This window comes from Achromobacter sp. ACM04 (assembly GCF_014851465.1).
Classification (GTDB): Bacteria; Pseudomonadota; Gammaproteobacteria; order Burkholderiales; family Burkholderiaceae_B; genus Achromobacter; species Achromobacter aegrifaciens.
The window spans coordinates 645,723-670,139 of sequence record NZ_JACUZS010000001.1 but is presented as its reverse complement, the minus strand read 5'-3'; the positions used below and the strand labels follow the sequence as shown (position 1 = coordinate 670,139).

Below are 24,417 nucleotides of genomic sequence, written 5' to 3'. Positions count from 1 at the left end.
GCCGCGGCGCTGCGCCCTTTGCCGGACGAAGCGCCGCCGGATCAAGGGCTTACGCCAGGCAGGATAGCACCACGCGCTGCAGGGTCGCGTGGGCGAAGAGCTTGGCGTTCAAAGGATGGGTGGCCAGCGCGCGCTGGCGCGTCAGCCAGCGCGCGGCCTCGGCCACCTTGGCCGGATTCATGCGCGCGGCGACTTGTGCGACCGCGCTGCCCAGGGCCGGGAAGTAGCGCGACGGCGCCCCCGCGCTGGCCAGCATCAGGTCGGTGTACAGGCGCTGCAAGGCGTCGATCCACTCAGTGGCCGCCACCTTTTCCAGGGCCTCGGCCAGCGTGCCCACGTCGGGTGACTGGCCCTTGGACAGCGGCCCGACCAGCTGGGTCAGCCAGGGCGGACAAGCGGCCTCGTTAGACTGGGCAAGCCTCAACGCCGCCAGCGGCGCGCCGCCGGCGGCCGCCAGCCATTCGCGGGCCGGTTCCACGTTTTGCTCGCGCAGCCATTGCAGCGCGGTCTCCGGGTCGGGCGCCGGCAGCGGCAGGCGGCGACAGCGCGACACCAGCGTGGGCAAAAGGCGGTCCGGCGCGTCCGCGACCAGCAGGAACACCGTGTGCGGCGGCGGTTCTTCCAGCACCTTGAGCAAGGCGTTGGACGACACCACGTTCAGCGCATGGGCCGGGTACAGCAGCGCCACGCGCCAGCCGCCGCGGTGCGTTGCGGTGTTGAACCAGGACTCCAGGGAGCGGATCTGGTCTATGCGTATTTCCTTGGACGGCGCGCGCTTGGCTGCGCCCGTGGCGGGTTCGGCGTCTTCCGAGGGTTCGGCGGCGTCCGCCCCCTCTTCCACCGCCACGGCTTCGGGCCGGATGCGGCGCAAGTCGGGATGATTGCCGCTGGCGAACCAGGCACAGGCGGCGCAACGGCCGCAGGCCAGGCCATTGTCCGGCGTTTCGCACAGCAGGCTGGCCGCCGCGGCGACCGCGAAGTCCAGCTTGCCGATGCCGGCCAACCCATGGATCAGCCAGGCGTGGGCGAAGCGGTCGCGGTTGCCCAGCCAGTTGCGCGCCGTCTCGGCCTGCCAGGGCAGGAACTGCGGCGCATTGGAAGCCGTGGCGTCCTCATCTTTGGCGGCGCGGGTCGCGTTCATGCCGCCTGCCCCAGCAATTCACGCAGTCCCGCCTCCAGGCCGGTGCGGATCTGGGCAATGGATTGGGTGGAATCGACAATGCGGATGCGCTTCGGATCAGCCTCGGCGCGGGCGTGGTAGGCCTCGCGGGTGCGTTCGAAAAAGGCCGCGCCCTCGCGCTCGAAGCGGTCCGGCTCGCGCGCGTCGGTCAACCGGGCGCGCGCCACTTCCAGCGGCACGTCGAAGAGCCAGGTGCGGTCGGGCTGGCCCGCCTGCATCCAGGCTTCCAGCGCGGCCACGCGCGCCGCGCCCAGGCCGCGCCCGCCGCCCTGGTAGGCATAGGTGGCATCGGTGTAGCGGTCGCAGACCACCCAGGCGCCGCGCGCCAGCGCGGGTTCGATGACCTGGTGCAGATGTTCGCAGCGTGCGGCGAACATCAGGAGCGTCTCGGTGTCCAGCCCCATGGGGTCGGTCAGCAGCAAGGCGCGCAACTTCTCGCCCAAGGGCGTGCCGCCGGGTTCGCGGGTGGACACCACGTCCAGCCCCTGCGCGCGCAGGAAATCGGCGATCCAGACGGTGTGCGTGCTCTTGCCCGCGCCGTCCACGCCTTCCAGCGTGATAAAGCGTCCGCGCGTGGTCATTGGTCTTGTCCTTGTACTTGTGCCTGTCCCTGATCCGGCTCGGGCGCGGCGTCCGGCGCCGGGCTGGCGCTGGGCGCGGCTGCGGGCGTGCCGTTGGCCTGGTTGCCAGTCGCTGCGCCGCGGCTCGAAGCCGGGCCGGGCGCGGCATTCTGGCTTTGGCCCTGGCCCAGGATATAGCGGGAAACGTTGCGGTTGTGCTCGTTCAGGTTGACCGAGAACTCGCTGGTGCCGTTGCCGCGGGAAACGAAAAAGAGGAACTTGTGCTGCTCCGGCTGCACCGCGGCCAACAGCGCCGCGCGGCCCGGCGCCGCGATCGGCGTGGGCGGCAGGCCCGGACGCGTATAGGTGTTCCAGGGCGTGTCGGTCTGCAGGTCGCGCTTGCGGATGCGGCCCTGGTAGGCGTCGCCCATGCCGTAGATCACGGTGGGATCGGTCTGCAGCAGCATGCCGATCTTGAGCCGGTTGGTGAATACGCCGGCCACGCGTCGGCGGTCCGGGCCGTGGCCGGTTTCCTTTTCAACGATCGATGCGAGCACCAGGGCCTCGTAGGGCGTGGTCACCGGCAGGTCCGGCTGGCGCTTGGCCCAGGTGTCCTGCAGGATGCGCTGGCCTTCCTGGTAGGCGCGGCGCAGCAGGTCGTAATCGGTGCTGCCGGGCGTGAAGATATAGGTGTCCGGGAAGAACAGCCCTTCCGGCTGCTTGATTTCCGAGCCCAGGCGTTCCATCAGTTCTTCATCGGTGGTTTCGCCCAGCGTCTGCTTGACGTCGGGATTCGCGCGCAGCGCCTGGCGGATCTGGCGGTAGGTCCAGCCCTCCAGGAAGGTGATCTGCCGCTGCGTCATGTCGCCGCGCGCCAGGCGCTCCAGCAACTTCCAGGGCGAGTCGCCGTTGATGGCCTGGTAGCCGCCCGCCTTCATCTGCTTGTCGAGTTCGGACAGGCGCGCCATCCAGATGAAGCCAGGCTCCCAGACCGGCACGCCGGCATCGTTGAGCACCCGCGCCACCGTGCGCGGGCTGCTGCCCGGATCCACCACGAAATCTATCCTGTCGGCCTTCAGCTGCATGGGCTTGTGCGCCCAATACCAGGCGCCGCCCACGGCTGCGGCGGCAGCCAGCGCAATCAACAGGAAAAACCACAGGACGAAAAAAAAGAGTCGCTTCTTCATAAGTGTCGGAAGTTTAATTGATCGCGCGGACCTGTTGCGGCTAAAGAGGGGCGGAACGTAGCGCGCGGCCCTGCGCGCCGCGGGGACATGGCCCAGCCCGGAGGGGAACACGGCTATCATCAGCACTTTGATGACGCGATAACACCGCCTCCATGCACGCTTTCCATTCTTCGATTCCCGCCCGCGCGGAAGGTTGCGCGCAAATTGCGCCGCTGGACGACTTCCTGGTCTTTTCCGCATCCGGCGCGGACGCCCTCGGCTTCCTGCACGGCCAGCTCACGCAGGACGTCACCGGCCTGTCCCGGGACGCCGCCCGCCTGGCCGGCTACTGCACCGCCAAGGGCCGCCTGCTGGCCACCCTGGTGATGTGGCGCGCCGCCCCCGGCGCGGACGACGCGCCCCAGCTCTATGGCCTGGTGCGCCAGGATCTGGCGCAGGCGCTGCTCAAGCGCCTGTCGATGTTCGTGCTGCGCGCCAAGGCCAAGCTCGCCGCCACGCCGCTGCATGTGGCGGGCGTGACGGCTTCGGCCACGGACGTGGCCGCGCTGGAAGCCGCCGCCGGCGCGCTGCCGCGCGAACCCTGGCAGCGCGCCGACCTGCCGTCCGGCACCTGGATCGCCGCGCCGTCCGCCGACGCGCGCCTGCGCTGGTGGTGGATCGCGTCCGACGAACAACTGGAACAGTCCGCCGCGCTGGCAGGCGCGCTAGGCCTGGCGCCGGCCGCGCAATGGCACGCCGCCGACCTGGCCGCAGGCATCCCGTGGATCACTGCGGCCACGCAGGACGTCTTCATCCCGCAAACGGTCAATCTGGACCTGATCCAGGGCGTCAGTTTCACCAAAGGTTGTTATCCGGGCCAGGAAGTGGTGGCGCGCAGCCACTACCGCGGCACGGTCAAGCGGCGCATGGCATACGGCACCATTGCCGACGCCGCCGTCCAAGGCCAGGCGCTGGCCGGCATGGATGTCTATGACGCCAGCCAGCCCGGCGAACCCACCGGGCGTATCGTGGACGCGGCCGCCGCGCAAGGCGCCGTTTCGGTGCTATTCGAAACCACGCTGGCAGCCTTGCCGGAAGGCGACCTGCGGCTGGGCGCCGTGGACGGTCCGCGCATTGCGGCCGCTGCGCTGCCCTACTCCATCACGCCGTAAACCAAAGGCCGCCGCGCCTGAGCCGGCGCGGTTGCGCCGGGCCGGACGCTCCCAAGCCGGCCCTTACACCGCCACGCCGAACAGCGCGCCCACCCCCGCCGTCACCGCCATCGCCAGGCCGCCCAGGATCGTCACCCGCAACGCGGCCGGCCCCTTGGGCGCGCCGCCTGCGCCCGCAGCCAGAGCGCCCAGGCCGGCCAGACAGGCGACCGATGCGCCGATGACCCACACAATCAATTGCGGCAAAGGCGCTGTCGCCGCCACGGCCAGCGGCAAGGCCGCGCCGCCCGCAAACGAGGCCGCGGACGCCACCGCGGCCTGCACCGGACGGGCGCGGTTATGGATGGAGATACCCAGCTCGTCGCGGGCATGCGCGTCCAGCGCATCGTGGCTGGTCAATTGCCGCGCCACCTGCTCGGCCAGGTCGCGGGTCAGGCCGCGCGCCACATAGATGTCGATCAGTTCGGCCAGTTCCTCGCCGGAATTGCGCTTGAGCGAGCGCTGCTCCATGCGCAGGTCGGCGGCCTCGGTATCGGCCTGCGACCGCACCGACACGTATTCGCCCGCCGCCATCGACAGCGCCCCCGCCACCAGTCCGGCCACGCCCGAGGTCAGGATGGCGTCATGCGTGACCTGGGCCGCTGCCACGCCGGTAATAAGGCTGGCGGTGGACACGATACCGTCGTTGGCGCCCAGGACGGCCGCGCGCAGCCAGTTGCTGCGGAAAATCCGATGATGTTCTTTTGAAGGCATTGCCAGAAACCCATGCGCCGCGCGATGAACGCGTGGCGGGTCCGGCTTGCGCAGGACCCGCCACGCGCGGGATTCAGCGCGGCGTCACGCGCACCGCGGTAAGCAAGCCTATCACGCAAAGCGTGGCTTGCTCGCCGTCGTACGCATGCACCTCGACCTGGCAGACGGACAGGCGCTTGCCCGGCTTGACCACGCGGCCGCTGGCCACGTAGCGGCTACCCTTGGCGGGCGCCAGGAAGTTCATCTTGAACTCCGAGGTCAGCACGTCCTCGCCAGGCCCAAACAGCGTGTAGGCGGCATAGCCGCCGGCGCTGTCGGCGATGGTCGTGGAAATGCCGGCGTGCAGAAAGCCGTTCTGCTGGCACAGGTCGGCTCGGTAAGGCAGCACGATGTCCACCCTGCCCGGCTCGACCACGTCCAGTTGCGCACCCAGCAATGTCATGATGCTTTGCCGGGCGAAGCTCTCCTGGACCCTGGCGGCCGGGTCCAGCGGCGCTTGCGATGACGCCATGTCAGTCCTGCTCGCGCTTGACCAGGTTGACGATGCTGGAGAAGTCCAGCTTGCCCGAACCGCCGGAGCTATGCAGCGAATACAGGTTGCGCGCCAGCTCCCCCAGCGGGATCGAGGCGCGCGCCGACAGGGCGGCCTCGGCCGCCAGGCCCAGGTCCTTGAGCATCAGGTCCACGCCGAAGCCGCCGGCGTAGCCCTTGGAGGCCGGCGCGTGCTCCATCACGCCGGGCCAGGGGTTGTAGAGTTCCGTGGCCCAGTTGCGCCCGGAGCTCTTGGCGATGATGTCCGACAGCACCTTGGGATCCAGCCCGTTGGCCACGCCCAGGGCCAGGGCTTCGGAGGTGCCCGCCATCAGGATGCCCAACAGCATGTTGTTGCAGATCTTGGCCACCTGGCCGGCGCCGGCCGGGCCTGCGTGGAAAATGTTCTTGCCCATTTTTTCCAGCACCGGACGGGCGCGCTCCAGCGCCGCGGCCTGGCCGCCGACGATGAAGGTCAGCGTGCCGGCTGCTGCGCCACCCGTGCCGCCGGACACCGGCGCGTCGATCATGGCGATGCCGCGCACCTCGGCCGCCTGCGCCACCTTGCGCGCCGAGTCCGGCGCGATGGTGCTGCATTCGATGACCAGCGCGCTGGACGGGATCTTGCCCAGCAGGTCCTCGCCCAGGTACAGCCCTTCGACGTGCTTGCTGGCGGGCAGCATCGAAACCACCACCTCGGCGCCCTTGACGGCTTCCGAAGCGGACGCGGCGGCGCGGGCGCCGGCGTCCGTCAGGGTCTTCACCGCTGCCGGCACCAGATCGAAAACCGTCACGCTATGTCCGGCCTTGACCAGATTCAATGCCATGGGCGCGCCCATATTGCCCAAACCGATAAACGCGATGCTGCTCATGATGTCTTGTCTCCTGTTGCTATTGCTATAGGTGTGAAACCATCGTGGTACTAGCGTTGCCGCGCCGGCGGGCGGCGGCCGGTCCGCCGCCGCGTGGCGCCTAGCGGCCTTCCTGGCCCAGGTCCGCCAACGGGTGGGGCTCGCCCTCGGGCCAGGGTTCGTCAAAGAATTTCTGCACCCAGGCGTCGGTCGCCATGTCGATGACGGCGGGATTCCAGCGCGGCTTCTTGTCCTTGTCGATCAGCAAGGCGCGGATGCCCTCGGCGAAATCGCCATGGGCGGTGCAGGCCAGCGCCGCGATGTACTCGGCACGGAAAACGTCGTCCAGCGAGCGCAGGCGCAGCCGCTGCTGCAGCGCGAACGACAGGCGCACCGATCCAGGCGAGCCGGCCAGCATCGTCTGCGCCGCGCGCGCCAGCCACGGATCCTCGTGGTCCTTCAGCGCGGCCAGTTCTTCGTAGATGTCGTCCAGGCGATTGCCGCTGCACAGGCTGTTGATCAGGAACGAGTGCTGCCGCAAGTTGCCCGGCGCCAGCGGCGTCTTGGGCTCCAGCGCCGTCAGGGCGCGGCGCAGCAGGCCGTCGTTGATCGCGCGCGGAGGAATGGCATCCTCCGCCGCGCCGGCCGCCTGGCCGGCCCAGGGCTGCTCTTCCAGCGAAGCCAGCAGCTTGGGCCAATCCGCGTGATCCAGGCGGAAGTCCGCCAGGCCCGCGAAGAAAGCGTCCGACGTACCCAGCTGCGCGCCGGTCAAGGCCAGGAACAGTCCGATCCTGCCTGACATGCGGTTCAGCAGCCAGCTGCCGCCCACGTCCGGAAACAGGCCGATCGTGACCTCCGGCATCGCCAGGCGCGAGGTCTCGCTGACCACGCGGTGGCTGGCGCCCATCATCAGGCCGATGCCGCCGCCCATGACGATGCCATGGCCCCAGCACAGCACCGGCTTGGGATAGGTGTGGATGCGGTAGTCCAGCCGGTACTCGTGCTCGAAGAAGCGGCGCGCGTAGGCGTTGTTCCAGCCCGGCTTGCCGGCGTTTTCCGTCATGCTGCGGTACAGGCCATGCAGGTCTCCGCCCGCGCAGAAGGCCTTGTCGCCCGCACCCTGCAGGACCACCAGGGCCACGCCGGGATCGCGGGCCCAGGCGTCCAGCCGTTCGGCCAGCAGGTCCACCATTTCCAGCGACAGGCCGTTCAGGGTCTGCGGCGAATTCAGCGTCGCGATCCCGAACCGTACTCCATTGGCAGCGGTTTTCTCTTCGAACAGCACCGGTGCATTCATCTTATGTCGGCTCCTTTTTCCAACAATTGGCGGGCGATGATCACGCGCATGATCTCGTTGGTCCCCTCCAGAATCTGATGAACGCGAGTATCGCGCACCAGACGCTCCAAGGGATAGTCCCGCAGGTATCCGTAGCCGCCGTGGATCTGTTGCGCGTCCAGGCAGATCTGGAAACCCATGTCGGTGGCGAAGCGCTTGGCCATGGCGCAGTAGGTCGCCGCGTCCGGCGCCCCCGCATCCAGCTTGCAGGCCGCCAGGCGCACCATCTGGCGCGCCGCCACCAGGTGCGTCGCCATGTCGGCCAGCTTGAATTGCAGCGCCTGGAACTCGGCCAGGCGGCGGTTGAACTGCCGCCGTTCGTCCATGTAGCGCCGGGCGGCATCAAGCGCGCCTTGCGCCGCGCCGACCGAGCAGGTGCCGATGTTGATGCGTCCGCCGTCCAGGCCCTTCATGGCGATCTTGAAGCCCTCGCCCTCCTGGCCCAGCATGTTGGCCGCCGGCACGCGCACGTTCTCGAAGGTGATGGGGCGCGTGGACTGGCTGTTCCAGCCCATCTTCTCTTCCTTGCGGCCATAGCCTATGCCCTCGCTGTCGGCCGGAATGGCGAACGCGCTGATGCCGCCCGCGCCCTCGCCGCCGGTGCGCGCCATGACCACCAGCAGGTCTGTGTCGCCGCCGCCCGAAATGAAGGCCTTGGCGCCGTTGACGATGTAGTCATCGCCCTGGCGCTGCGCCCGGGTCGACAGCGATGCGGCGTCCGAACCGGCGCCCGGCTCGGTCAGGCAATAGGACGCCAACTTCTGGCCGCTGGCCAGCAACGGCCCCCAGGCTTCGCGCAGCGCGGGCTGGCCCCACTTGCCGACCATCCAGGTGGCCATGTTGTGGATCGTGAGAAAGGCCGTGGTCGACGGGTCGACCGCCGCCATTTCCTCGAACACCAGGGTGGCATCCAGGCGCGGCAGGCCCAGCCCGCCGATGTCCTCGCTGGCATAGATGGCGCAAAAACCCATTTCGCCCGCACGGGCGAAGGCCTCGCGCGGGAAGATGCCTTCGGCGTCCCAGCGCGCCGCGTTGGGCGCCAGTTCACCCTCGGCGTAGTCGCGCGCCGCCTGCGCAAAAGCGCGTTGCTCGTCGGTCAGTTCCAAGTCCACAGCCTGTCTCCTGTTGTACTGAGTATTGTCTGTTGGCGTTGCTGCCGTCTCGTGAACGCCAGCTCGTCGATTTTGACATGACGTTGACGTAAACGTAAATGCGTGACGGTGCCTATGTTACGCCGGAAGCGGCAAAGGAATTTGTCCTATTTGCGACATTGTGCGGGGCGGCGCGCCCCCCCCTCGGAGCGCTTCCCTACAGCAGCCCGGCCGGGCGCACCCTGCCGTTCTTGGCCGTCTTGGCGCGGCGGTGTTCGGCGCGGCGGCGCCGCGATTCCTTGGGATCGAAACTCAGGCCGCGGTAGATTTCCACCCGGTCGCCATCGGCCAGCCTGGCCTGCGGCTCGGTGGCGCGTCCGAAAATACCCACGCCCCGGCTCCAGGGCTGCACCACCGGAAAAGCCTGGGCAAAGCCGCTGGCCGCGAGCGCGTCGGCCACCGTGGCGCCGTCGGGCAGGCGCAATTCACGCAGCCAGACATGGCCCGGCAGGGCATAACAGACGCTGACGCCGATCTGCGCCGCGGACGGCTCATTCGCCATACTTGGCCTGCGCGCGCTTGGTGAAGGAATCGATGAAGCTGGTGGCGATGCGGTTGAACACCGGGCCCACCACCATTTCCAGCGCGCGGTTGGAAAACGCGTACTCCATGGTGAACAGGACCTTGCAGGCGTCCTCGGCCAGCGGCTGGAACTCCCAGTGCCCGACCAGGCTGGAGAACGGGCCGTCGACCAGTTCCAGGTCGATCCGGTCGGGATAGGCATGGGTGTTGCGGGTGGTGAAGCGCTGCTTCATGCCCGCGAAGCTGATCAGGATGGAGGCCTGCATGCCGTGCTCGTCGCGGGTCTGCACCTCGGCGCCGCCGCACCAGGGCATGAACTCGGGGTACTTCTCCACGTCGGCGACCAGATCGAACATCTGGGCGGCGCTGTAAGGCACCAGGACGGATCGTTGTACTTTGTGCATCGACTATCGCAAATGGCTAGAATGGCACGATTTTACCGGCACAACACGACCTGGGGCCAAAATACGCCTAGCGCGGGCCCGCGGCACCCAGGCACAAGGGCTTTATGAGCATTATCGACAATCGCAAGGCCACGCACGACTATTTCATCGAAGACCGCTACGAGGCCGGCCTGGTGCTGCAAGGCTGGGAAGTCAAGGCGATCCGCGATGGCCGCGTGCAGCTCAAGGAAAGCTACGTCATCGTGCGCGACGGCGAGCTCTACCTGCTGGGCATGCACGTCAGCCCCCTGCCCACGGCCTCCACCCATATCCACCCCGACGCCATGCGCACGCGCAAGCTGCTGCTCAAGGCCGAGGAAATCAGCAAGCTCATCGGCAAGGTCGAGCAACGCGGCTACACGCTGGTGCCGCTCAACCTGCACTACAAGAACGGGCGCATCAAGCTGGACTTCGCGCTGGGCCGCGGCAAGAAGCTGTTCGACAAGCGCGATACCGCGCGCGAGAAAGACTGGCAGCGCGAGAAAGAGCGCATGATGAAGCACGACACCCGCGCCCCTCGCAAGGGTAAGGACGACTGATCAGGCGGCCTCGGGCAGCGTCTGGCGCTCGGCCTCCTGCCCCGGTCCCGTGATGCGGTTGCGCCCGGCCGACTTGGACGCATACAGCTTGCGGTCGGCCCGCTCGAAAAACGCCTGCAGGCTCTCTCCGGGCATCCAGTCCGCGACTCCGGCGCTGAACGTATAGGAAATGGTGCTGCCTCCGTGCGCACAGGGCGTGCGCCGCACCGAATCCAGCAGCCGCTCCGCCACATCCATCACTGCATCGCTGCGCATGTCCGGAAACAGCACCGCGAACTCCTCGCCGCCGACGCGCCCGACGTGGTCGCCAGTGCGCAGCGTGGCGGTCGCCAGCAGGCCGAAATGGCGCAGCACCGCATCCCCGGCCGCGTGGCCATGGGTATCGTTGATGCGCTTGAAATAGTCGATATCCAGCAACAGCAGCGTCAGCGGCCGCCGCGTGCGCAGCGCCTGGGCGCAATAGCGCTCGGCCTGCAGCCACCACGCCTTGCGCGACATCAGGCCCGTCAGGAAGTCGGTGCTGGCCTCCTGTTCGCGGTCGGCCAGCATGCGGTCGTGGATGATCATGATCGTGCCCAGGGTCAGGCATGGCATCGTCAGCACGCCCAGCGTCATGAACGCGACGTTCCATGCCGTGGGCAGCAGCAGGGCCTGCGCGATGGCGATGTCGAACATGTAGACGACGGCCCGCGTTGCGCACACCAGCGCGGAGATCAGGGCCACCACGCGCACGAAATGGTAGCTGTAGCGCGACCGGTTCATCGGCATGCCGCGCTTGACCGTCATGGCAATGGCCACCATGAACCCGAACATCAGCCAGGACATGACCACCATGCGCGGCCCGACCTGGGGATCGATATAGGTGTAGTACGCCAGCGCCAGCAGCGCCGTACAGGAAGCCAGCGCCATGAGACGCTTGGGCACGGTCAGGCCGACCAGCCGGCGCAATCCCGTGTAGTAGGCGCAAAGCGCCAGGGCAACGGCGGTGTTCGCCGCCATCACCGACACCCACAGCGGCGCCTCGGTGACCTGGAAGGCGTAAAGCCCGAAAGCCGCCAGCGTCAGCAGGTTGGCGCGTATCGCCTCCTTGATGCCCGCCATGCCGCTGCGGGCCAGCGACCCCAGCACGCACAGCGCAAGCACTCCCGCCAATGCTGCTATCAAAAGCAAGTTAACGGGAGCGATCATCGTCAGGCGCCGCCAGGCGCGGTTATCAGCTGTTGCGGGTGGACTTCACGATGGTCATGGCGGAGGCGATCATGCCGCCCACATCAGCCAGGTTCGCCGGCAGGATCAAGGTGTTGCCTTCCTTGGCGACATTGCCGAAGGCCTCGACGTAGCGCTCGGCCACCTTCAGGTTCACCGCTTCCATGCCGCCCGGCTGGCGCACGGAGTCCGCCACCTGGGTGATGGCCTTGGCGGTGGCCTCGGCGATCGCCAGCACCGCGGCGGCCTCGCCCTGGGCCTGGTTGATCTGGGCCTGCTTCTCGCCTTCGGAACGGGCGATGGCGGCTTCGCGCTCGCCGGTGGCGATATTGATCTGTTCCTGGCGGCGGCCTTCCGAGGCCGCGATCAGCGCGCGCTTTTCACGTTCGGCGGTGATCTGCGCCTGCATCGCGCGCAGGATCTCGTTGGGCGGCGTCAAGTCCTTGATCTCGTAGCGCAGCACCTTCACGCCCCAGTTCAGCGCCGCCTCGTCCAGCGAAGAGACGATGTTGCTGTTGATGGAGTCGCGTTCCTCGAAGGTGCGGTCCAGTTCCATCTTGCCGATGACCGAACGCAGGGTCGTCTGCGCCAGCTGGGTGATGGCCGAGATGTAGTTCGACGAGCCATACGACGCGCGCATCGGATCGGTCACCTGGAAGTACAGCACGCCGTCGACCTGCAGTTGCGTGTTGTCGCGCGTGATGCAAACCTGGCTGGGCACGTCCAGCGGAATTTCCTTGAGCGAGTGCTTGTACGACACGCGCTCGATGAACGGAATGACGAAGCCCGCGCCGGGCGACAGGACCCGGTCGAACTTGCCCAGGCGCTCGACCACCCAGGCGTGCTGCTGAGGCACGATGGCGATCGCCTTGATGACTATCAGTATCGCCAGCGCGACGATGACGAGCAGGACGATGGTGGATGTATCGATCATCATGATTCGGAGCCTCTCCTTCTGGTAAATACATATGCGGGAAACGTCCGGACCTTGCGGACGCCCGCAGCCGGTCCCGCCCGCGGCGGGATGGCCTTCGTCAGACCGAACCCGGCACGCCCCTGGGGGCCAGCACCAGGATCGAGCCGCGCATTTCGATGATGGTTTGTTCTCCGGCCACGGGCGGCTGGCCCTGGGCCAGCTCTGCCTGCCAGTGCGCGCCGCGGTACCAGACGCGCGCGGTGCCCTGGTCGGACCAGGCTTCTACCGACACCGTCTGGCCGATGTCCAGGTTGACGTCGGCGTTGCGGGCGGAATCGACCTCGCGCTTTTTCAGCACGCGGGTCTTGCGCAGCACCAGCAAACCCAGCAGCAGCACGATGCCGCAGCCTACCAGTTGCCATTCCAGGCCTGCGCCGAACCATGCGGCCACGCCCCCCGCCGCCAGCCCCAGGGCCACCAGCAGCAGATAGAAAGTGCCGGTCGCCAATTCCCCGATCAGGGCCAGCGCAGCCAATCCCAGCCAAATCCACATAGTCTTCGTTCGCCCGAAAGGATGAGTCTCTGAGCGGAATTGTACGTATTTCCGGGACGGAACGGAAAAGCGCCTTTCATCACGGATCGGAGGGCTGGATTATGATGTGCGCTGGCGGTGGATCTCCCCCTGGAACCCGGCGCCCGCATCCTTTACGCACAAGCCCCCAATGACCGCTGCAATACCCACCGCTCTCCCCGTCCTGATCCTGCACACCGGCGATCCGGACGACACGCTCAAAAGCCAGTTCGGCGGCTATGCCGAACAACTCGCGCAGGCCGCCGGCCTGACCGCCGAGGCCATGGAAATCGTGCCCGTCCATGAAGGCAAGCGGCCGCAGGCTCCCGCCCGTTATCGCGCCGCGCTGATCACGGGTTCGCCCGCCATGGTGACCGACAAGGAACCCTGGAGCGAGGACACCGCCGCCTGGCTGCGCGAAGCCGCCGCAGCCGGCCTGCCCATGTTCGGCGTCTGCTACGGCCATCAGTTGCTGGCCTACGCGCTGGGCGGCAAGGTCGGCTACAACCCCGCCGGGCGCGAAGTCGGCACCCAGACCGTGGAACTGCTGCCGCCCGCGGCCGGCGACAAGCTGCTGGCCGGACTGCCGTCCACCTTCCCCGCCCAGATGCTGCATGCGCAGACCGTGCTGCAGCCGCCGCCTGGCGCCGCCGTGCTGGCGCGCTCGGACCTGGACGAACACCAGATGATCCGCATCGGCCGCAACGTGTTCTCGACCCAGTTCCATCCCGAATTCGGCCCTGACTTCATCCGCGCCCATCTGGAACGCTTCGGCCGCCGCTATGCGGCTGAAAATCTCGACGTCCCGGGGCTGTCCGCCAATGTCCGCGCCACGCCCGTCGCGGGCGGTCTCCTGCGGCGCTTTCTGGACGCCTACGCACCCGCGTAGCGCCCTGCGCGGCCACCGCGCAATATACGGAGTGCGGCGGCGGAAGGCTTTTGAGACGATGGGTCCAAGCGCGCGAATCCACGCGCAACAGGAGCTTTTTCATGAACCAAGCCGCCGCCCTGAGCAAACAGCACGCCGCCGCCATCGAGCGCGCCTGCCGCGCCCTGGAAGCCGAGCAGCCGCCGGATTTGTCCACCCTGGCCGAACAGGCCGGCATGAGCCGCTTCCATTTCCACCGCGTCTTCAAGGCGGCCACCGGCATCACCCCCAAGGCCTACGCCGACGCCCTGCGCGCCAGCCGCGCCCGCCAGCATCTGAAGCAGAGCGCGAGCGTCACGGACGCCATGTACGACGCCGGCTTCAATTCCAGTGGCCGCTTCTACGAAGCCGCCCCCGCCATCCTGGGCATGACGCCCACCGCCTTTCGCAAGAGTGGCGAGGGCGTGGATATCCGCTTCGCGGTGGCGCAATGCTCCCTGGGCGCGCTGCTGGTGGCGGCAAGCGATACCGGCATCTGTGAAATCGCGCTGCACGAAGACCCGGAACAATTGGTGCGCAACCTGCAGGACCGCTTCAAGGCCGCCCGCCTGATCGGCGCGGACGCGCAATTCGAAGGCTGGGTGGCGGCCGTGGTGGGCTTCGTCGAAGACCCCTCTCGCGGCCTGGACCTGCCCCTGGATGTGCGCGGCACGGCCTTCCAGCGCCAGGTATGGCAAGCCCTGCGCGAGATCCCCGTGGGTGAAACCGCCACCTATACCGACATCGCCGAACGCATCGGCTCCCCACGCGCCGTGCGCGCCGTGGCCCGCGCCTGCGCCACCAACAACATCGCGCTGGCCATTCCTTGCCACCGGGTGGTGCGCACGGATGGCTCGCTGGCTGGCTACCGCTGGGGCATAGACCGCAAGCGCGAACTGATTGCGCGCGAAGCGCTGGCGGCGTAGCCCTTTCCCGCCTGCACGCATAAAAAAAACCCCGCGCCCTTGCAGGCGCGGGGTTTTCACATCGGCAAACCGATCAGCTCTTGGCCAGGCGCTGCCAGGTATCGACAACGGTGTCCGGGTTGAGCGACATCGACAGGATGCCCTCTTCCTTCAGCCATTGCGCGAAGTCCGGGTGATCGCTGGGGCCTTGGCCGCAGATGCCCACGTACTTGTTGGCGGCCAGGCAAGCCTTGATCGCGCGGCGCAGCATGAACTTCACGGCCTCGTCGCGTTCGTCGAAGTCGGCGGCCAGCAGCTCCATGCCCGAATCGCGATCCAGGCCCAGCGTCAGCTGGGTCATGTCGTTCGAACCGATCGAGAAGCCGTCGAAGTACTGCAGGAATTCGTCGGCCAGGATGGCGTTGGACGGCACTTCGCACATCATGATGAGCTTCAGGCCGTTTTCGCCGCGCGCCAGGCCGTGCTTGGCCAGCAGGTCCACGACCTTGGCCGCCTGGCCCAGGGTGCGCACGAAGGGCACCATGATCTCGACGTTGGTCAGGCCCATTTCATCGCGCACCTTCTTGAGCGCTTCGCATTCCATGCGGAAGCACTCGGCGAAGTCCTCGGCGATGTAGCGCGACGCGCCGCGGAAGCCCAGCATGGGGTTTTCTTCCTCGGGCTCGTAGCGCGAACCGCCGACCAGCTTGCGGTACTCGTTGGACTTGAAGTCCGACATGCGCACGATGACGGGCTTGGGGTAGAAGGCGGCGGCGATGGTCGCCACGCCTTCGGCCATCTTCTCGACGAAGAAGGCGCGCGGGCTGGCATGGCCGCGGGCGGCCGATTCCACAGCCTTCTTCAGTTCGCCATCAACGTTCGGGTAGTCCAGCACCGCCTTGGGGTGGATGCCGATGTTGTTGTTGATGATGAATTCCAGGCGGGCCAGGCCCACGCCGCCGTTGGGGATCTGCGCGAAGTCGAAAGCCAGCTGCGGGTTGCCCACGTTCATCATGATCTTCAGATCGATGGGGGGCATGTCGCCGCGACGCACTTCTTCCACTTCGGTTTCGATCAGGCCGTCATAGATGCGGCCTTCGTCGCCCTCGGCGCAAGACACGGTCACGGCCTGGCCTTCCTTGAGCAGGTCGGTCGCGTTGCCGCAGCCCACGACTGCCGGAATGCCCAGCTCGCGCGCGATGATCGCCGCGTGGCAGGTGCGGCCGCCGCGGTTGGTGACGATGGCCGAGGCGCGCTTCATCACGGGCTCCCAGTTGGGATCCGTCATGTCGGTGACCAGAACGTCGCCGGGCTGGACCTTGTCCATGTCGGAGATGTCGCCGACCACGCGCACCGGACCCGCGCCGATCTTCTGGCCGATCGCGCGGCCGGTGATCAGGACCTGGCCGGTGGCCTTCAGGCGGTAGCGCTGCTGCACGTCGTTGGCGCCCTGCTGCGACTTCACCGTTTCCGGACGCGCCTGCAGGATGTAGATCTTGCCGTCGATGCCGTCGCGGCCCCACTCGATGTCCATCGGGCGGCCGTAGTGCTTTTCAATGATGACGGCGTAGCGAGCCAGCTCGTTGACCTCGTCGTCGGTCAGCGAATAGCGGTTGCGCTCGGACACCGGCACGTCGACCGTGCGCACGGCGCGGCCTTCGGGACGCTCGGGATCGAACTCCATCTTGATCAGCTTGGAGCCGATGCGACGACCCACGATCGGGTAGTGGCCCTGGGCCAGCGTCGGCTTGAAGACGTAGAACTCGTCGGGGTTGACCGCGCCCTGCACCACCGTTTCGCCCAGGCCGTAGGACGAGGTGATGAAGACCACGTCCTGGAAGCCCGATTCCGTGTCGATGGTGAACATGACGCCGGCGCTGCCCTTGTCGGAACGCACCATGCGCTGGATGCCGGCCGACAGCGCGACGTCGGCGTGGGCGTAGCCCTTGTGCACGCGATAGGAAATGGCGCGGTCGTTGTACAGCGACGCGAACACGTGGCGGATCTTGTCCAGCACGTCGTCGATGCCGACGACGTTCAGGAAGGTTTCCTGCTGGCCGGCGAACGAAGCGTCGGGCAGGTCTTCGGCGGTGGCGGAGGAGCGCACGGCGAACGAGCCCTTGCCATCAGCGTCGAGCTTGGCAAAGGCGGTACGGATCTGCGATTCGAACTCGGGCGAGAACGGCGCGTCGATGATCCATTGACGGATCTGCGAGCCGGCGTTGGCCAGTTCGCGCACGTCTTCGGGGTTCAGCGTGGTCAGGCGTTCGGCGATGCGCTTGTCCAGGCCGGAGGCCTTGAGGAAGTCGCGGAAAGCATCAGCGGTCGTGGCAAAGCCGCCCGGCACGCGGACACCCGCGCCAGACAGCTGGCTGATCATTTCACCTAGTGATGCGTTCTTGCCTCCTACCGAGTCCACGTCCGTCATGCGGAGCTGCTCGAACAAAACAACGTACGACATTGAAGTCACCTTTTACAATGGAATGAAAGCGAGTTTGGTCAATGCGTCGGAAAGCTGGATCACAGCCCCGATTTACGCGCTGACCAAACTGGCCTTGGACCGCCCTTGGGGTGACTTATAGGGGCCTGATTGTACTCGGTGGAGTGCGTCCGGCCATCTGCCTGGTTGGAATTTTTTACACATGACATCTACCCCGATCGTACGCACGGTATACATCGTTTCCGACAGTACCGGCATCACCGCAGAAACCTTCAGCCAGTCAGTGCTTTCGCAGTTTGAAGAGGTCAATTTCAAGCCTGTCCGCCTGCCCTTTGTCGACACGCTGGAAAAGGCCGCAGAAGTGGCCATGCGCATCGATCGCAGCGCCCAGGAGGCCGGAGTTCCCCCGATCGTGTTCAGCACCCTGGTCAATCCGGATATCCTGGCGCGCGTTCGCCAGGCGAACGGCGTTTTCCTGGACCTGTTTGGCACTTTCGTCAGCCACATCGAGCAGGCGCTGGGCCTGAAGTCCAGCCATTCCATCGGCCGCTCGCACATGCAGGCCAATTCGGAAAAATACCGCAACCGCATCGACGCCATCAACTTCAGCCTGGCGCATGACGACGGCCAGTTCGTCAACCAGCTGGACCAGGCGGACGTGATCCTGGTTGGCGTATCGCGCTGCGGCAAGACGCCCACCAGCCTGTACCTGGCCATGCAATACGCCATCAAGGCCGCCAACTTCCCGCTGACGCCGGACGATTTCGAGCGCGGCACCCTGCCCTCGACCATCGCCCCGCACCGCGGCAAGCTGTTCGGCCTGTCGATCCAGCCCGAGCGCCTGGCCGAAGTCCGCAACGAGCGCCGCCCCAACAGCCGCTACGCGCAGCTGGAGCAATGCCGCTACGAAGTGGCCGAGGCCGAACGCATGATGCGCCGCGAGGGCATTTCCTGGCTGTCCAGCACCACCAAATCGATCGAGGAGATCGCCACGACGGTGCTGCAGGAAGTCGGCCTGGACCGGGGCTGAAAACGACAAGGGCGCGCCCGTGGCGCGCCCTCTCCTGCAACGTGCTCCGGATCAGGGACGCAGCTTGACGCGTTCGCGCGAGCCCGCGCCCCAGTACTTCAGCGGTCCCATTTCCTGTTGGGCGGTCGCCTCCGAGTCTTCCAGGCGCATGTCCTGGCGACCCACATTGGACGAATTGCCGCTCACGCCTTCGATGCTCAAGCGCACGTAACGGGTCTGGCCCGGGGCCAGCGTGAACGACAGTTGTTCGTCGTCGCGCAAGGTGTCGACCACGTACTGGCCGGCAGGCCGGTTCACGTAAAAGAAGCTGCCCGGCTTGGAACGGCCGACCTTGACGCCGTTCACGCGCAGGTATGGCTGGGCCGACACCACGCCAACCGGCGCCGGCGGCTGGTAGAAGTAGATCCGCCCCGTTTCCGGCACCATCATGGGGATGGTGCTGGCGACGTCCTTGTACCGGGGTCCGCCGCAACCTGCCAACAAGGCCGCGCCCAGCACGGCGGCAGCCACCATCTTGAACCTGCGCTTCATTCCGTCTTCTCCGATTTGCCGATCCCGCTGGCCACCCAACATGATTGGTCCAGGCGCGAAAGTATGTGAATGAATTTAAACACTACATATTGTAATTTTACTCATAGCGCAGCGGCTCGCGCTCGCGGCGTCCCGCACCCCAATAGCGCAGGTCAGACATCGCCTGCACGGCTACGTCAGCGGAGCCCTCCAACCTCAGGACCTGCCTGCCGCCCGCAATATCGACGCGCACATATTGGGTCTGCCCGGCGGCCAGCGGAACCTTGAGCGCGTCCTTGCGCTCCTTGCGGTCAGTGGCGGTGATCACTTCCACCTCGCCGGGCGCGCGGTCCACGAAGAAGAAACGACCGGATTTGGAGCGACCGACCTTGCGGCCGTCGACCAGGATCGCGGGCTGCGCGACCTTGTCGCCGTTGGACGTCACGGGCTGGTAGAAGTAAATCCGGCCTTCCGCAGCCTCCAGCGCCGGGATGCGGTCCGCCACATCGCCATACCGGGGACCGGCGCACGCAGAAAGCAACACCGCCGCGCCCAGCGCGGCAAGACTCGATTTGATCCAGCTTTTCATGTCCCGTCCTTGATCGGATCCCGGCCGCCAGACGCGGCTCAGGACCGCTCCGGCTCGGGAAAACGGGGCAGTATAAACAGGGGACGGTGCCCGCAATCCGCGGAAAAGCGGCGAAACGAAGGGCAGATCGGCGTTCAGTCCGGCTTGCCGCGCAAAGCCTGGCGCCGCTGCTCGAAAAGGCAGATCGCGGCTGCGGCGCCCACATTGAGCGATTCCACCGCCACCATGTCGTGCGGAATACGCAACTTGAGGCTGGCGGCGGCAATCAGCTCCGCGGCCACGCCCTGGCCTTCGTGGCCGAACACCCAGGCGCAACGTTCCGGCAACAAGCCTTCGTACAGATCGCGCGCGCCGTCCAGCGCGGTCGCCACCATCGGCACCTTCAGCCGCGGCAGCAAGGCAGCCAGATCCACGTGTTCGTGGATGGCCAAGGCGAAATGGGCGCCCTGGCCGCTGCGCAGCACCTTGGGAGACCAGGCCGCGGCCGTGCCCGTGGCCAGGAAGACGCGCTTCACGCCCGCTGCGGCGCAGGTGCGCAGCAACGTGCCGACATTGCCGGGATCCTGGATGCGGTCGAACAGCACGCAGTTCTCGTCCACAGCGTCAGGCAAGTCCAGAACCGGCGGCGTCACCTGAAAGGCCACGCCCTGCCCGCTTTCCACGGCTGCCAGGGACTGCATCAAGCGCGCGTCCAGGGCCAGGCAGTCGCGGTCCGGCACAGCGGCCGCAAGCGCCGCTATGTCGGGCTGGGACAAGCGCTCCACATCGAAGATGGCCTGATCGGGCGCGCCGTGATGCTGCAGCCAGGCCTGGCACAGGTGGACGCCATCCAGCAGCACCGGCGCGCCGCGCTTGCCCGCCGTGCCGGCCAGCTTGGCCAGCGCCTTGACTGCGGGATTGTCGCGAGAACTGATGTGCTTCATGAAGTCAGGCCGAAGGCCTTGATGGGGGCGAAGCTGCGCCGGTGTTCGGCGCAGGGGCCGTGCTCGCGCAGCATCTCCAGATGCAGCGGGGTGCCATAACCCTTGTGCTGATCGAAGGCATATTGGGGATACAGGGCATGCAGGCGCAGCAGGTCTGCATCGCGCGCGGTCTTGGCAAGAATGGAAGCCGCGGAAATCGCGGGCACCAGGGCGTCGCCCTTGATGACGGTCTGCACGGTGCAGCCGAGCTTGGGAGCCTGGTTGCCATCCACCAACGCCAGCTGCGGCAAGGTGGACAAGCCCTGCACCGCGCGCTGCATCGCCAGCATCGTGGCGCGCAGGATGTTCATGCTGTCGATCTCGGCCACGCTGGCGCTGGCGATGCACCAGGCCACGGCAAATTCCTGGATCTCGAGCGCCAGCGCCTCGCGCGTGGCAGCCTTGAGCACCTTGGAATCCGCCAGGCCCGCGATGGGCCGGGCCGGATCCAGAATGACGGCCGCAGCGTACACGGCGCCCGCCAGCGGGCCGCGGCCCGCCTCGTCCACGCCTGCCGTGATCATGACGGGCTGTTCAGGAGCCGCGAACAGGTCAGGCTGCTCCACCGGCCACCTCCAGGATCGCCTGCGCAGCCAGCGCGGGCGTGTCGCGCAGCAGCTCCTGATGCAGGGCGGTAAAGCGGGCTTCGATGCGCGCCCTGCCCGCGTCGTCGGTCAGGGACGTCCAGGTCGCCTCCGCGAGTTTCTCGGGCGTGGCGTCGTCCTGCAGCAGCTCCGGCACGGCAAAATCGCGCAGCAGTACGTTCGGCAACCCCACCCAGGGCAGGTAGGGACGCTGCTGGCCGGACTTCCAGGCCATGATGCGGCGCATCCAGGGCGACAGCACGTAGGAAATCACCATGGGCCGCTTGTACAGCGCCGTTTCCAGGGTGGCGGTGCCGCTGGCCACCAGCACTGCCGTGGCCGCTTCCATGACGGACCAGGCCACGGGCGCCTGGCGCTCTCCGCCCTCGCCGTGCAGATCGTTCGCGGTGACGCAGCGCAGTCCAGGCACGGGGTGTTGGGCCAGGATGGCCTGGAACTCCGCGCGCCGCTGGTCGTTGACCATGGGGACGACGCATTGCAGGGCCGGATCCTTCTTCTGCAGGATCTGCGCGGCTTGCAGGAAGCGCGGCGCCAGCAGACGGATCTCCGACGAGCGGCTACCCGGCAGGATCGCCAGCACGCGCGCATTCTGGTCGATGCCCAGGCGCTCGCGCGCCGCGGCGCGGTCGGGCTGCATGGGCACGGCGCCAGCCAGCGGATGGCCCACATAGGTGACCGGAATGCCTTCCTTGCGGTAGATCTCTTCCTCGAACGGGAACAGCACCAGCATGTGCGACACCGACTCGCGGATCTTATGGATCCGCTCATAGCGCCAGGCCCAGATCGACGGTCCGACGAAATGCACGGTGGGCGTGCCCGCCTGGCGCAACTGGTGTTCCAGCCGCAGATTGAAGTCCGGCGCATCGATACCGACGAACACGGCGGGCGGCTGCGCCAACCAGCGCCGCTTGACGTCGCGATAGGTGCCAAGCAGGCTGGGCAGGCGCTTGAGCGCGTCGACATAGCCGAACACGGTCAAGGCATGCATGGGGTGCCAGGTATCGAAGCCGCGGGCCTGCATTTGCGGCCCGCCGATACCCTCGCAGCGCACGCCGGCGTCGCGCGCTTGCAGACCGGCAATGATGCGACCGGCCAGCAGGTCGCCCGAAGGCTCGCCGGCCACCATGCCGATCCGGGCGTTCATGGACGGATGATGCCGCGGCTCGCGACGTCCAGGAAGTCGAGCATGGTCTGCAGGTGCGGGGCGACCTCGGGCTCCGCCTGCTGGCGGGCGCGCAGTTCGGCCCGCGCCGCGTCCAGGGACAGGCCCCGGCGGTAGATGATCTTGTAGGCGTCGCGCAGCGCCGCAATGTCGGCCGCCGTAAAGCCGCGGCGCTTCAGTCCTTCGACGTTGACGCCCACCGGACGGCACGGATTGCCCGCAGCCAGCACGAACGGCGGCGTGTCCTGCATCAGGGAGCTGTTGCCGCCCGTCATGCTGTGCGCGCCGATGCGCGAAAACTGGTGCACGCCGGTCAGGCCGCCCACGATGGCCCAATCGCCAACGTGGACGTGGCCGCCCAGCTGCACCGAATTGGCCAGGATGGTGTTGCTGCCGATGTGGCAATCGTGTGCAACGTGCACGTACGCCATGACCCAGTTGTCGTCGGCAATCGTCGTAACGCCGCCGTCCTGCACGGTGCCCGTGTTGAGCGTGACGAATTCCCGGAACGTATTGCGGTCGCCGATTTCCAGGCGGGTAGGCTCGCCCTGGTACTTCTTGTCCTGCGGCATGCCGCCAATCGAGCAGTACCGGTAGAAACGGTTGTCGCGCCCGATGGTCGTCACCCCGTCCACCATGCAGTACGGGCCGATCTCGGTGCCCGCGCCTATGGTCACGTTGGGACCGATGGTCGCGAACGGACCGACCACGACGGTCGGGTCGAGCTTTGCCGCCGGATCAACGACGGCGGTGGGGTGAATGTTTCCTGCCATTTACTCTTCCAGGCTGCGAATCGCGCACATCAGCTTGGCCGAAGCGACTTCCTGGCCATCCACCGTCGCGCGCGCTTGATACTTACAGATGCTGCGGCTCAGGCGTTCGGCTTCGACCTCGATGCGCAACTGGTCGCCCGGCACCACGGGGCGGCGGAAACGCGCGCCGTCGATGCCGACCAGGTAATACGCGGTCTTGGAACCTTCGCACTTCAGGCCGCCATTCTCGTCGGTGAACGAGAACAGGGCGGAGGCCTGAGCCATGGCTTCCACGATGAGCACGCCCGGCATCACCGGGTGGTGCGGGAAATGGCCGTTGAAAAACGGTTCATTGATCGAGACGTTCTTGATGGCCACGATGGACTTGCCAGGCACCATTTCGACGACGCGGTCAATCAGCAGCATCGGATAACGATGCGGCAGCCTCTCCATGATCCCCTTGATGTCGAGTTCCATTTTTCTATGCTTTCCTGCGAAGTAAAGTAATTGTGCGGCGCGGACGCGCCAGGGGCGGCGATGCGCCGCCCTAGTCTTTTTCCAGCGTCCGCACGCGCCGGCGCAATTGCGCCAACTGTTGTATCACGGCGGCGTTGCGCTGCCATTCGCCATGTTCCGCGTACGGGAAGACCCCGGTGTAGCGGCCAGGCTTCGAGATGCTGGACGTCACCGCGGTGCCGCCGGAGACATGCACATCGTCGCCCAGCGTGAGGTGTCCGGACAGCATGGCCGCTCCGCCTATGGTGCAGCGCTCGCCGATGGTGGTCGAGCCAGCCACGCCCACGCAGGCCGCAATCGCGGTATGCGCGCCGATCCGGCAGTTGTGGGCCACCATGATCTGGTTGTCCAGCTTGACGCCATCGGCCAGGACGGTGTCTTCCAGCGCGCCCCGGTCGACGGTGGTGTTGGCGCCGATTTCGACGTCGTCACCGACCGTCACGCCGCCGAGCTGGGGAATCTTGCCCCAAGCGCCCTTGCCCAGCGTGGGATCCGGCGCGAAACCGAAACCATCCGCGCCCAGCACAGCGCCGCTATGAATGATGGCGCGTGCGCCCACCTTGACGCCGTCGTACAGCGTGACGTGGGCGTACAGCCGGCTGCCAGGGCCGACGGACGAGCCTGCGCCAATGACGCAGCCAGGTCCGAGCACGGTATCGCGGCCGATGCGGGCGCCGGATTCGACGACGCAATTCGGGCCGATGCGCACGCCTTCTTCGATGATGGCGTCAGCGGCGACCACCGCGGAAGGATGCGTGGATGCGGGCAGCTCGGGCCGTCTCGCGGCATCGAACCATTGCGCCACGCGGGCGTAAAGCAGATAGGGATGCTGACAGACGACCAGCGCGAACGGCGGCCGGGCGTTGCCCTCGGCCTCCAGAGCCTGCGCCACGTCCGGCGAGACGATGACGGCGCCAGCCTGCGTGGCGCCTAGCTGGCTCTGGTAGCGGGGGTTGGCCAGGAAAGCGATTTCCTGCCGACCCGCCGATGACAGGGTTCCGATGCCGCAGACCCGCATGGGGTCCGCGCCGGGAACCGCGCTGATGCGCCAGTCCATCCCCTGGGTGTTGGCGGCGCTCAACAGTGTTTCCAGCGTTGGCGCGCGGGCAAGATCCAGTAGAACCGGCATAACGTGACGGGTG

27 protein-coding genes are annotated in these 24,417 nt (G+C 67.0%); 5 read left to right on the top strand and 22 right to left on the bottom strand.

The window, feature by feature from the left end:
• Positions 1-49: 49 nt before the first annotated feature.
• The 3 genes from holB to mltG are packed head-to-tail and all read right to left on the bottom strand — an operon-like array spanning position 50 to position 2,927.
• Positions 50-1,141, bottom strand: a complete 1,092-nt coding sequence (holB, locus tag IB259_RS03250) for a DNA polymerase III subunit delta' (protein ID WP_192327495.1) — start codon at positions 1,139-1,141, stop codon at positions 50-52.
• Positions 1,138-1,761 carry a dTMP kinase gene (gene tmk / locus IB259_RS03245; RefSeq protein ID WP_192327492.1) on the bottom strand — a complete coding sequence of 208 codons (624 nt, stop codon included), beginning with the start codon at positions 1,759-1,761 and terminating at the stop codon, positions 1,138-1,140. Before tmk ends, holB begins: the two co-directional genes overlap by 4 nt.
• Positions 1,758-2,927: an endolytic transglycosylase MltG gene (gene mltG / locus IB259_RS03240; RefSeq protein ID WP_054456746.1), complete on the bottom strand. Its 1,170-nt coding sequence runs from the start codon at positions 2,925-2,927 to the stop codon at positions 1,758-1,760. The genes tmk and mltG overlap by 4 nt, the downstream gene beginning before the upstream one ends.
• 152 nt (positions 2,928-3,079) lie before the next feature.
• On the opposite strand from mltG, the gene IB259_RS03235 reads away from it, so the two are divergent.
• Positions 3,080-4,078, top strand: a complete 999-nt coding sequence (locus IB259_RS03235; protein WP_192327488.1) for a folate-binding protein YgfZ — start codon at positions 3,080-3,082, stop codon at positions 4,076-4,078.
• Between the two features lie 63 nt (positions 4,079-4,141).
• Here the strand turns inward: IB259_RS03235 and IB259_RS03230 are convergent, their stop codons facing one another.
• The 7 genes from IB259_RS03230 to IB259_RS03200 all read right to left on the bottom strand — a co-directional run bounded on the left by IB259_RS03230 (position 4,142) and on the right by IB259_RS03200 (position 9,626).
• A complete protein-coding gene (locus IB259_RS03230; protein WP_054456744.1) occupies positions 4,142-4,831 on the bottom strand; it encodes a VIT family protein in 690 nt (229 codons plus the stop codon).
• Positions 4,832-4,904: 73 nt separating this feature from the next.
• The gene (locus IB259_RS03225) at positions 4,905-5,342 is read right to left on the bottom strand and encodes a PaaI family thioesterase (RefSeq protein ID WP_054456743.1); all 438 of its coding nucleotides are present in this window, start codon (positions 5,340-5,342) and stop codon (positions 4,905-4,907) included.
• Position 5,343: 1 nt separating this feature from the next.
• Entirely contained in the window at positions 5,344-6,234 is an 891-nt protein-coding gene (mmsB, locus tag IB259_RS03220; protein ID WP_054456742.1) for a 3-hydroxyisobutyrate dehydrogenase, read from the bottom strand.
• Positions 6,235-6,334: 100 nt separating this feature from the next.
• Positions 6,335-7,510 carry an enoyl-CoA hydratase/isomerase family protein gene (locus IB259_RS03215; RefSeq protein WP_054456741.1) on the bottom strand — a complete coding sequence of 392 codons (1,176 nt, stop codon included), beginning with the start codon at positions 7,508-7,510 and terminating at the stop codon, positions 6,335-6,337.
• The gene (locus tag IB259_RS03210; RefSeq protein ID WP_054456740.1) at positions 7,507-8,661 is read right to left on the bottom strand and encodes an acyl-CoA dehydrogenase family protein; all 1,155 of its coding nucleotides are present in this window, start codon (positions 8,659-8,661) and stop codon (positions 7,507-7,509) included. The genes IB259_RS03215 and IB259_RS03210 overlap by 4 nt, the downstream gene beginning before the upstream one ends.
• 196 nt (positions 8,662-8,857) lie before the next feature.
• Positions 8,858-9,202 (bottom strand): RnfH family protein, encoded by a 345-nt coding sequence (locus IB259_RS03205; protein WP_054456739.1) that lies wholly within the window; start codon positions 9,200-9,202, stop codon positions 8,858-8,860.
• On the bottom strand, positions 9,192-9,626 hold the full coding sequence (locus IB259_RS03200; protein WP_042793335.1) for a type II toxin-antitoxin system RatA family toxin: 435 nt from the start codon (positions 9,624-9,626) through the stop codon (positions 9,192-9,194). The genes IB259_RS03205 and IB259_RS03200 overlap by 11 nt, the downstream gene beginning before the upstream one ends.
• 104 nt (positions 9,627-9,730) lie before the next feature.
• Here IB259_RS03200 and smpB point away from each other — a divergent pair, with 104 nt between their 5' ends.
• Positions 9,731-10,204: an SsrA-binding protein SmpB gene (smpB, locus tag IB259_RS03195; RefSeq protein WP_054456738.1), complete on the top strand. Its 474-nt coding sequence runs from the start codon at positions 9,731-9,733 to the stop codon at positions 10,202-10,204.
• On the opposite strand, the gene IB259_RS03190 is transcribed toward smpB, so the two are convergent.
• The 3 genes from IB259_RS03190 to IB259_RS03180 all read right to left on the bottom strand — a co-directional run bounded on the left by IB259_RS03190 (position 10,205) and on the right by IB259_RS03180 (position 12,879).
• Positions 10,205-11,392, bottom strand: a complete 1,188-nt coding sequence (locus IB259_RS03190) for a GGDEF domain-containing protein (protein WP_054456737.1) — start codon at positions 11,390-11,392, stop codon at positions 10,205-10,207.
• Positions 11,393-11,417: 25 nt separating this feature from the next.
• Entirely contained in the window at positions 11,418-12,344 is a 927-nt protein-coding gene (locus tag IB259_RS03185; protein ID WP_054456873.1) for an SPFH domain-containing protein, read from the bottom strand.
• A gap of 100 nt (positions 12,345-12,444) precedes the next feature.
• Positions 12,445-12,879 carry an NfeD family protein gene (locus IB259_RS03180; protein ID WP_054456736.1) on the bottom strand — a complete coding sequence of 145 codons (435 nt, stop codon included), beginning with the start codon at positions 12,877-12,879 and terminating at the stop codon, positions 12,445-12,447.
• 169 nt (positions 12,880-13,048) lie between these two features.
• Here IB259_RS03180 and IB259_RS03175 point away from each other — a divergent pair, with 169 nt between their 5' ends.
• Complete coding sequence (locus tag IB259_RS03175; protein ID WP_054456735.1) at positions 13,049-13,786, top strand: glutamine amidotransferase; 738 nt, start codon at positions 13,049-13,051, stop codon at positions 13,784-13,786.
• Positions 13,787-13,887: 101 nt separating this feature from the next.
• The gene (locus tag IB259_RS03170; protein ID WP_054456734.1) at positions 13,888-14,730 is read left to right on the top strand and encodes a bifunctional transcriptional activator/DNA repair enzyme AdaA; all 843 of its coding nucleotides are present in this window, start codon (positions 13,888-13,890) and stop codon (positions 14,728-14,730) included.
• Between the two features lie 73 nt (positions 14,731-14,803).
• On the opposite strand, the gene ppsA is transcribed toward IB259_RS03170, so the two are convergent.
• Entirely contained in the window at positions 14,804-17,170 is a 2,367-nt protein-coding gene (gene ppsA / locus IB259_RS03165) for a phosphoenolpyruvate synthase (RefSeq protein ID WP_054456733.1), read from the bottom strand.
• 181 nt (positions 17,171-17,351) lie between these two features.
• Here ppsA and IB259_RS03160 point away from each other — a divergent pair, with 181 nt between their 5' ends.
• Positions 17,352-18,179, top strand: a complete 828-nt coding sequence (locus tag IB259_RS03160) for a pyruvate, water dikinase regulatory protein (protein ID WP_042793329.1) — start codon at positions 17,352-17,354, stop codon at positions 18,177-18,179.
• Between the two features lie 51 nt (positions 18,180-18,230).
• On the opposite strand, the gene IB259_RS03155 is transcribed toward IB259_RS03160, so the two are convergent.
• The 8 genes from IB259_RS03155 to lpxD form a co-directional block, all read right to left on the bottom strand.
• On the bottom strand, positions 18,231-18,710 hold the full coding sequence (locus IB259_RS03155; protein ID WP_125470832.1) for a DUF2846 domain-containing protein: 480 nt from the start codon (positions 18,708-18,710) through the stop codon (positions 18,231-18,233).
• Positions 18,711-18,807: 97 nt separating this feature from the next.
• A complete protein-coding gene (locus tag IB259_RS03150; protein WP_054456731.1) occupies positions 18,808-19,278 on the bottom strand; it encodes a DUF2846 domain-containing protein in 471 nt (156 codons plus the stop codon).
• A gap of 134 nt (positions 19,279-19,412) precedes the next feature.
• Positions 19,413-20,201 carry an RNA methyltransferase gene (locus IB259_RS03145; RefSeq protein WP_192327484.1) on the bottom strand — a complete coding sequence of 263 codons (789 nt, stop codon included), beginning with the start codon at positions 20,199-20,201 and terminating at the stop codon, positions 19,413-19,415.
• Positions 20,198-20,806, bottom strand: a complete 609-nt coding sequence (gene rnhB, locus IB259_RS03140; RefSeq protein ID WP_370127902.1) for a ribonuclease HII — start codon at positions 20,804-20,806, stop codon at positions 20,198-20,200. The genes IB259_RS03145 and rnhB overlap by 4 nt, the downstream gene beginning before the upstream one ends.
• On the bottom strand, positions 20,793-21,989 hold the full coding sequence (gene lpxB, locus IB259_RS03135; RefSeq protein ID WP_119451959.1) for a lipid-A-disaccharide synthase: 1,197 nt from the start codon (positions 21,987-21,989) through the stop codon (positions 20,793-20,795). The genes rnhB and lpxB overlap by 14 nt, the downstream gene beginning before the upstream one ends.
• On the bottom strand, positions 21,986-22,780 hold the full coding sequence (gene lpxA, locus IB259_RS03130) for an acyl-ACP--UDP-N-acetylglucosamine O-acyltransferase (RefSeq protein WP_125470835.1): 795 nt from the start codon (positions 22,778-22,780) through the stop codon (positions 21,986-21,988). The genes lpxB and lpxA overlap by 4 nt, the downstream gene beginning before the upstream one ends.
• Positions 22,781-23,236: a 3-hydroxyacyl-ACP dehydratase FabZ gene (gene fabZ / locus IB259_RS03125; RefSeq protein ID WP_008167730.1), complete on the bottom strand. Its 456-nt coding sequence runs from the start codon at positions 23,234-23,236 to the stop codon at positions 22,781-22,783.
• 70 nt (positions 23,237-23,306) lie between these two features.
• Positions 23,307-24,404 (bottom strand): UDP-3-O-(3-hydroxymyristoyl)glucosamine N-acyltransferase, encoded by a 1,098-nt coding sequence (gene lpxD, locus IB259_RS03120; RefSeq protein ID WP_118933669.1) that lies wholly within the window; start codon positions 24,402-24,404, stop codon positions 23,307-23,309.
• Positions 24,405-24,417 lie beyond the last annotated feature (13 nt).

Excerpts from the sequence above, each read along its gene's own strand:
- ppsA (WP_054456733.1), bottom strand. The coding sequence starts at position 17,170 with ATGTCGTACGTTGTTTTGTTCGAGCAGCTCCGCATGACGGACGTGGAC.
- lpxA (WP_125470835.1), bottom strand. The coding sequence starts at position 22,780 with ATGGCAGGAAACATTCACCCCACCGCCGTCGTTGATCCGGCGGCAAAG.
- mltG (WP_054456746.1), bottom strand. The coding sequence starts at position 2,927 with ATGAAGAAGCGACTCTTTTTTTTCGTCCTGTGGTTTTTCCTGTTGATT.
- IB259_RS03170 (WP_054456734.1), top strand. The coding sequence starts at position 13,888 with ATGAACCAAGCCGCCGCCCTGAGCAAACAGCACGCCGCCGCCATCGAG.
- IB259_RS03200 (WP_042793335.1), bottom strand. The coding sequence starts at position 9,626 with ATGCACAAAGTACAACGATCCGTCCTGGTGCCTTACAGCGCCGCCCAG.
- smpB (WP_054456738.1), top strand. The coding sequence starts at position 9,731 with ATGAGCATTATCGACAATCGCAAGGCCACGCACGACTATTTCATCGAA.
- IB259_RS03175 (WP_054456735.1), top strand. The coding sequence starts at position 13,049 with ATGACCGCTGCAATACCCACCGCTCTCCCCGTCCTGATCCTGCACACC.
- lpxD (WP_118933669.1), bottom strand. The coding sequence starts at position 24,404 with ATGCCGGTTCTACTGGATCTTGCCCGCGCGCCAACGCTGGAAACACTG.
- mmsB (WP_054456742.1), bottom strand. The coding sequence starts at position 6,234 with ATGAGCAGCATCGCGTTTATCGGTTTGGGCAATATGGGCGCGCCCATG.
- fabZ (WP_008167730.1), bottom strand. The coding sequence starts at position 23,236 with ATGGAACTCGACATCAAGGGGATCATGGAGAGGCTGCCGCATCGTTAT.
- tmk (WP_192327492.1), bottom strand. The coding sequence starts at position 1,761 with ATGACCACGCGCGGACGCTTTATCACGCTGGAAGGCGTGGACGGCGCG.
- IB259_RS03150 (WP_054456731.1), bottom strand. The coding sequence starts at position 19,278 with ATGAAAAGCTGGATCAAATCGAGTCTTGCCGCGCTGGGCGCGGCGGTG.
- IB259_RS03225 (WP_054456743.1), bottom strand. The coding sequence starts at position 5,342 with ATGGCGTCATCGCAAGCGCCGCTGGACCCGGCCGCCAGGGTCCAGGAG.
- IB259_RS03235 (WP_192327488.1), top strand. The coding sequence starts at position 3,080 with ATGCACGCTTTCCATTCTTCGATTCCCGCCCGCGCGGAAGGTTGCGCG.
- IB259_RS03230 (WP_054456744.1), bottom strand. The coding sequence starts at position 4,831 with ATGCCTTCAAAAGAACATCATCGGATTTTCCGCAGCAACTGGCTGCGC.
- IB259_RS03145 (WP_192327484.1), bottom strand. The coding sequence starts at position 20,201 with ATGAAGCACATCAGTTCTCGCGACAATCCCGCAGTCAAGGCGCTGGCC.
- lpxB (WP_119451959.1), bottom strand. The coding sequence starts at position 21,989 with ATGAACGCCCGGATCGGCATGGTGGCCGGCGAGCCTTCGGGCGACCTG.
- holB (WP_192327495.1), bottom strand. The coding sequence starts at position 1,141 with ATGAACGCGACCCGCGCCGCCAAAGATGAGGACGCCACGGCTTCCAAT.
- IB259_RS03190 (WP_054456737.1), bottom strand. The coding sequence starts at position 11,392 with ATGATCGCTCCCGTTAACTTGCTTTTGATAGCAGCATTGGCGGGAGTG.
- IB259_RS03155 (WP_125470832.1), bottom strand. The coding sequence starts at position 18,710 with ATGAAGCGCAGGTTCAAGATGGTGGCTGCCGCCGTGCTGGGCGCGGCC.
- IB259_RS03205 (WP_054456739.1), bottom strand. The coding sequence starts at position 9,202 with ATGGCGAATGAGCCGTCCGCGGCGCAGATCGGCGTCAGCGTCTGTTAT.
- IB259_RS03215 (WP_054456741.1), bottom strand. The coding sequence starts at position 7,510 with ATGAATGCACCGGTGCTGTTCGAAGAGAAAACCGCTGCCAATGGAGTA.
- IB259_RS03160 (WP_042793329.1), top strand. The coding sequence starts at position 17,352 with ATGACATCTACCCCGATCGTACGCACGGTATACATCGTTTCCGACAGT.
- IB259_RS03180 (WP_054456736.1), bottom strand. The coding sequence starts at position 12,879 with ATGTGGATTTGGCTGGGATTGGCTGCGCTGGCCCTGATCGGGGAATTG.
- IB259_RS03185 (WP_054456873.1), bottom strand. The coding sequence starts at position 12,344 with ATGATCGATACATCCACCATCGTCCTGCTCGTCATCGTCGCGCTGGCG.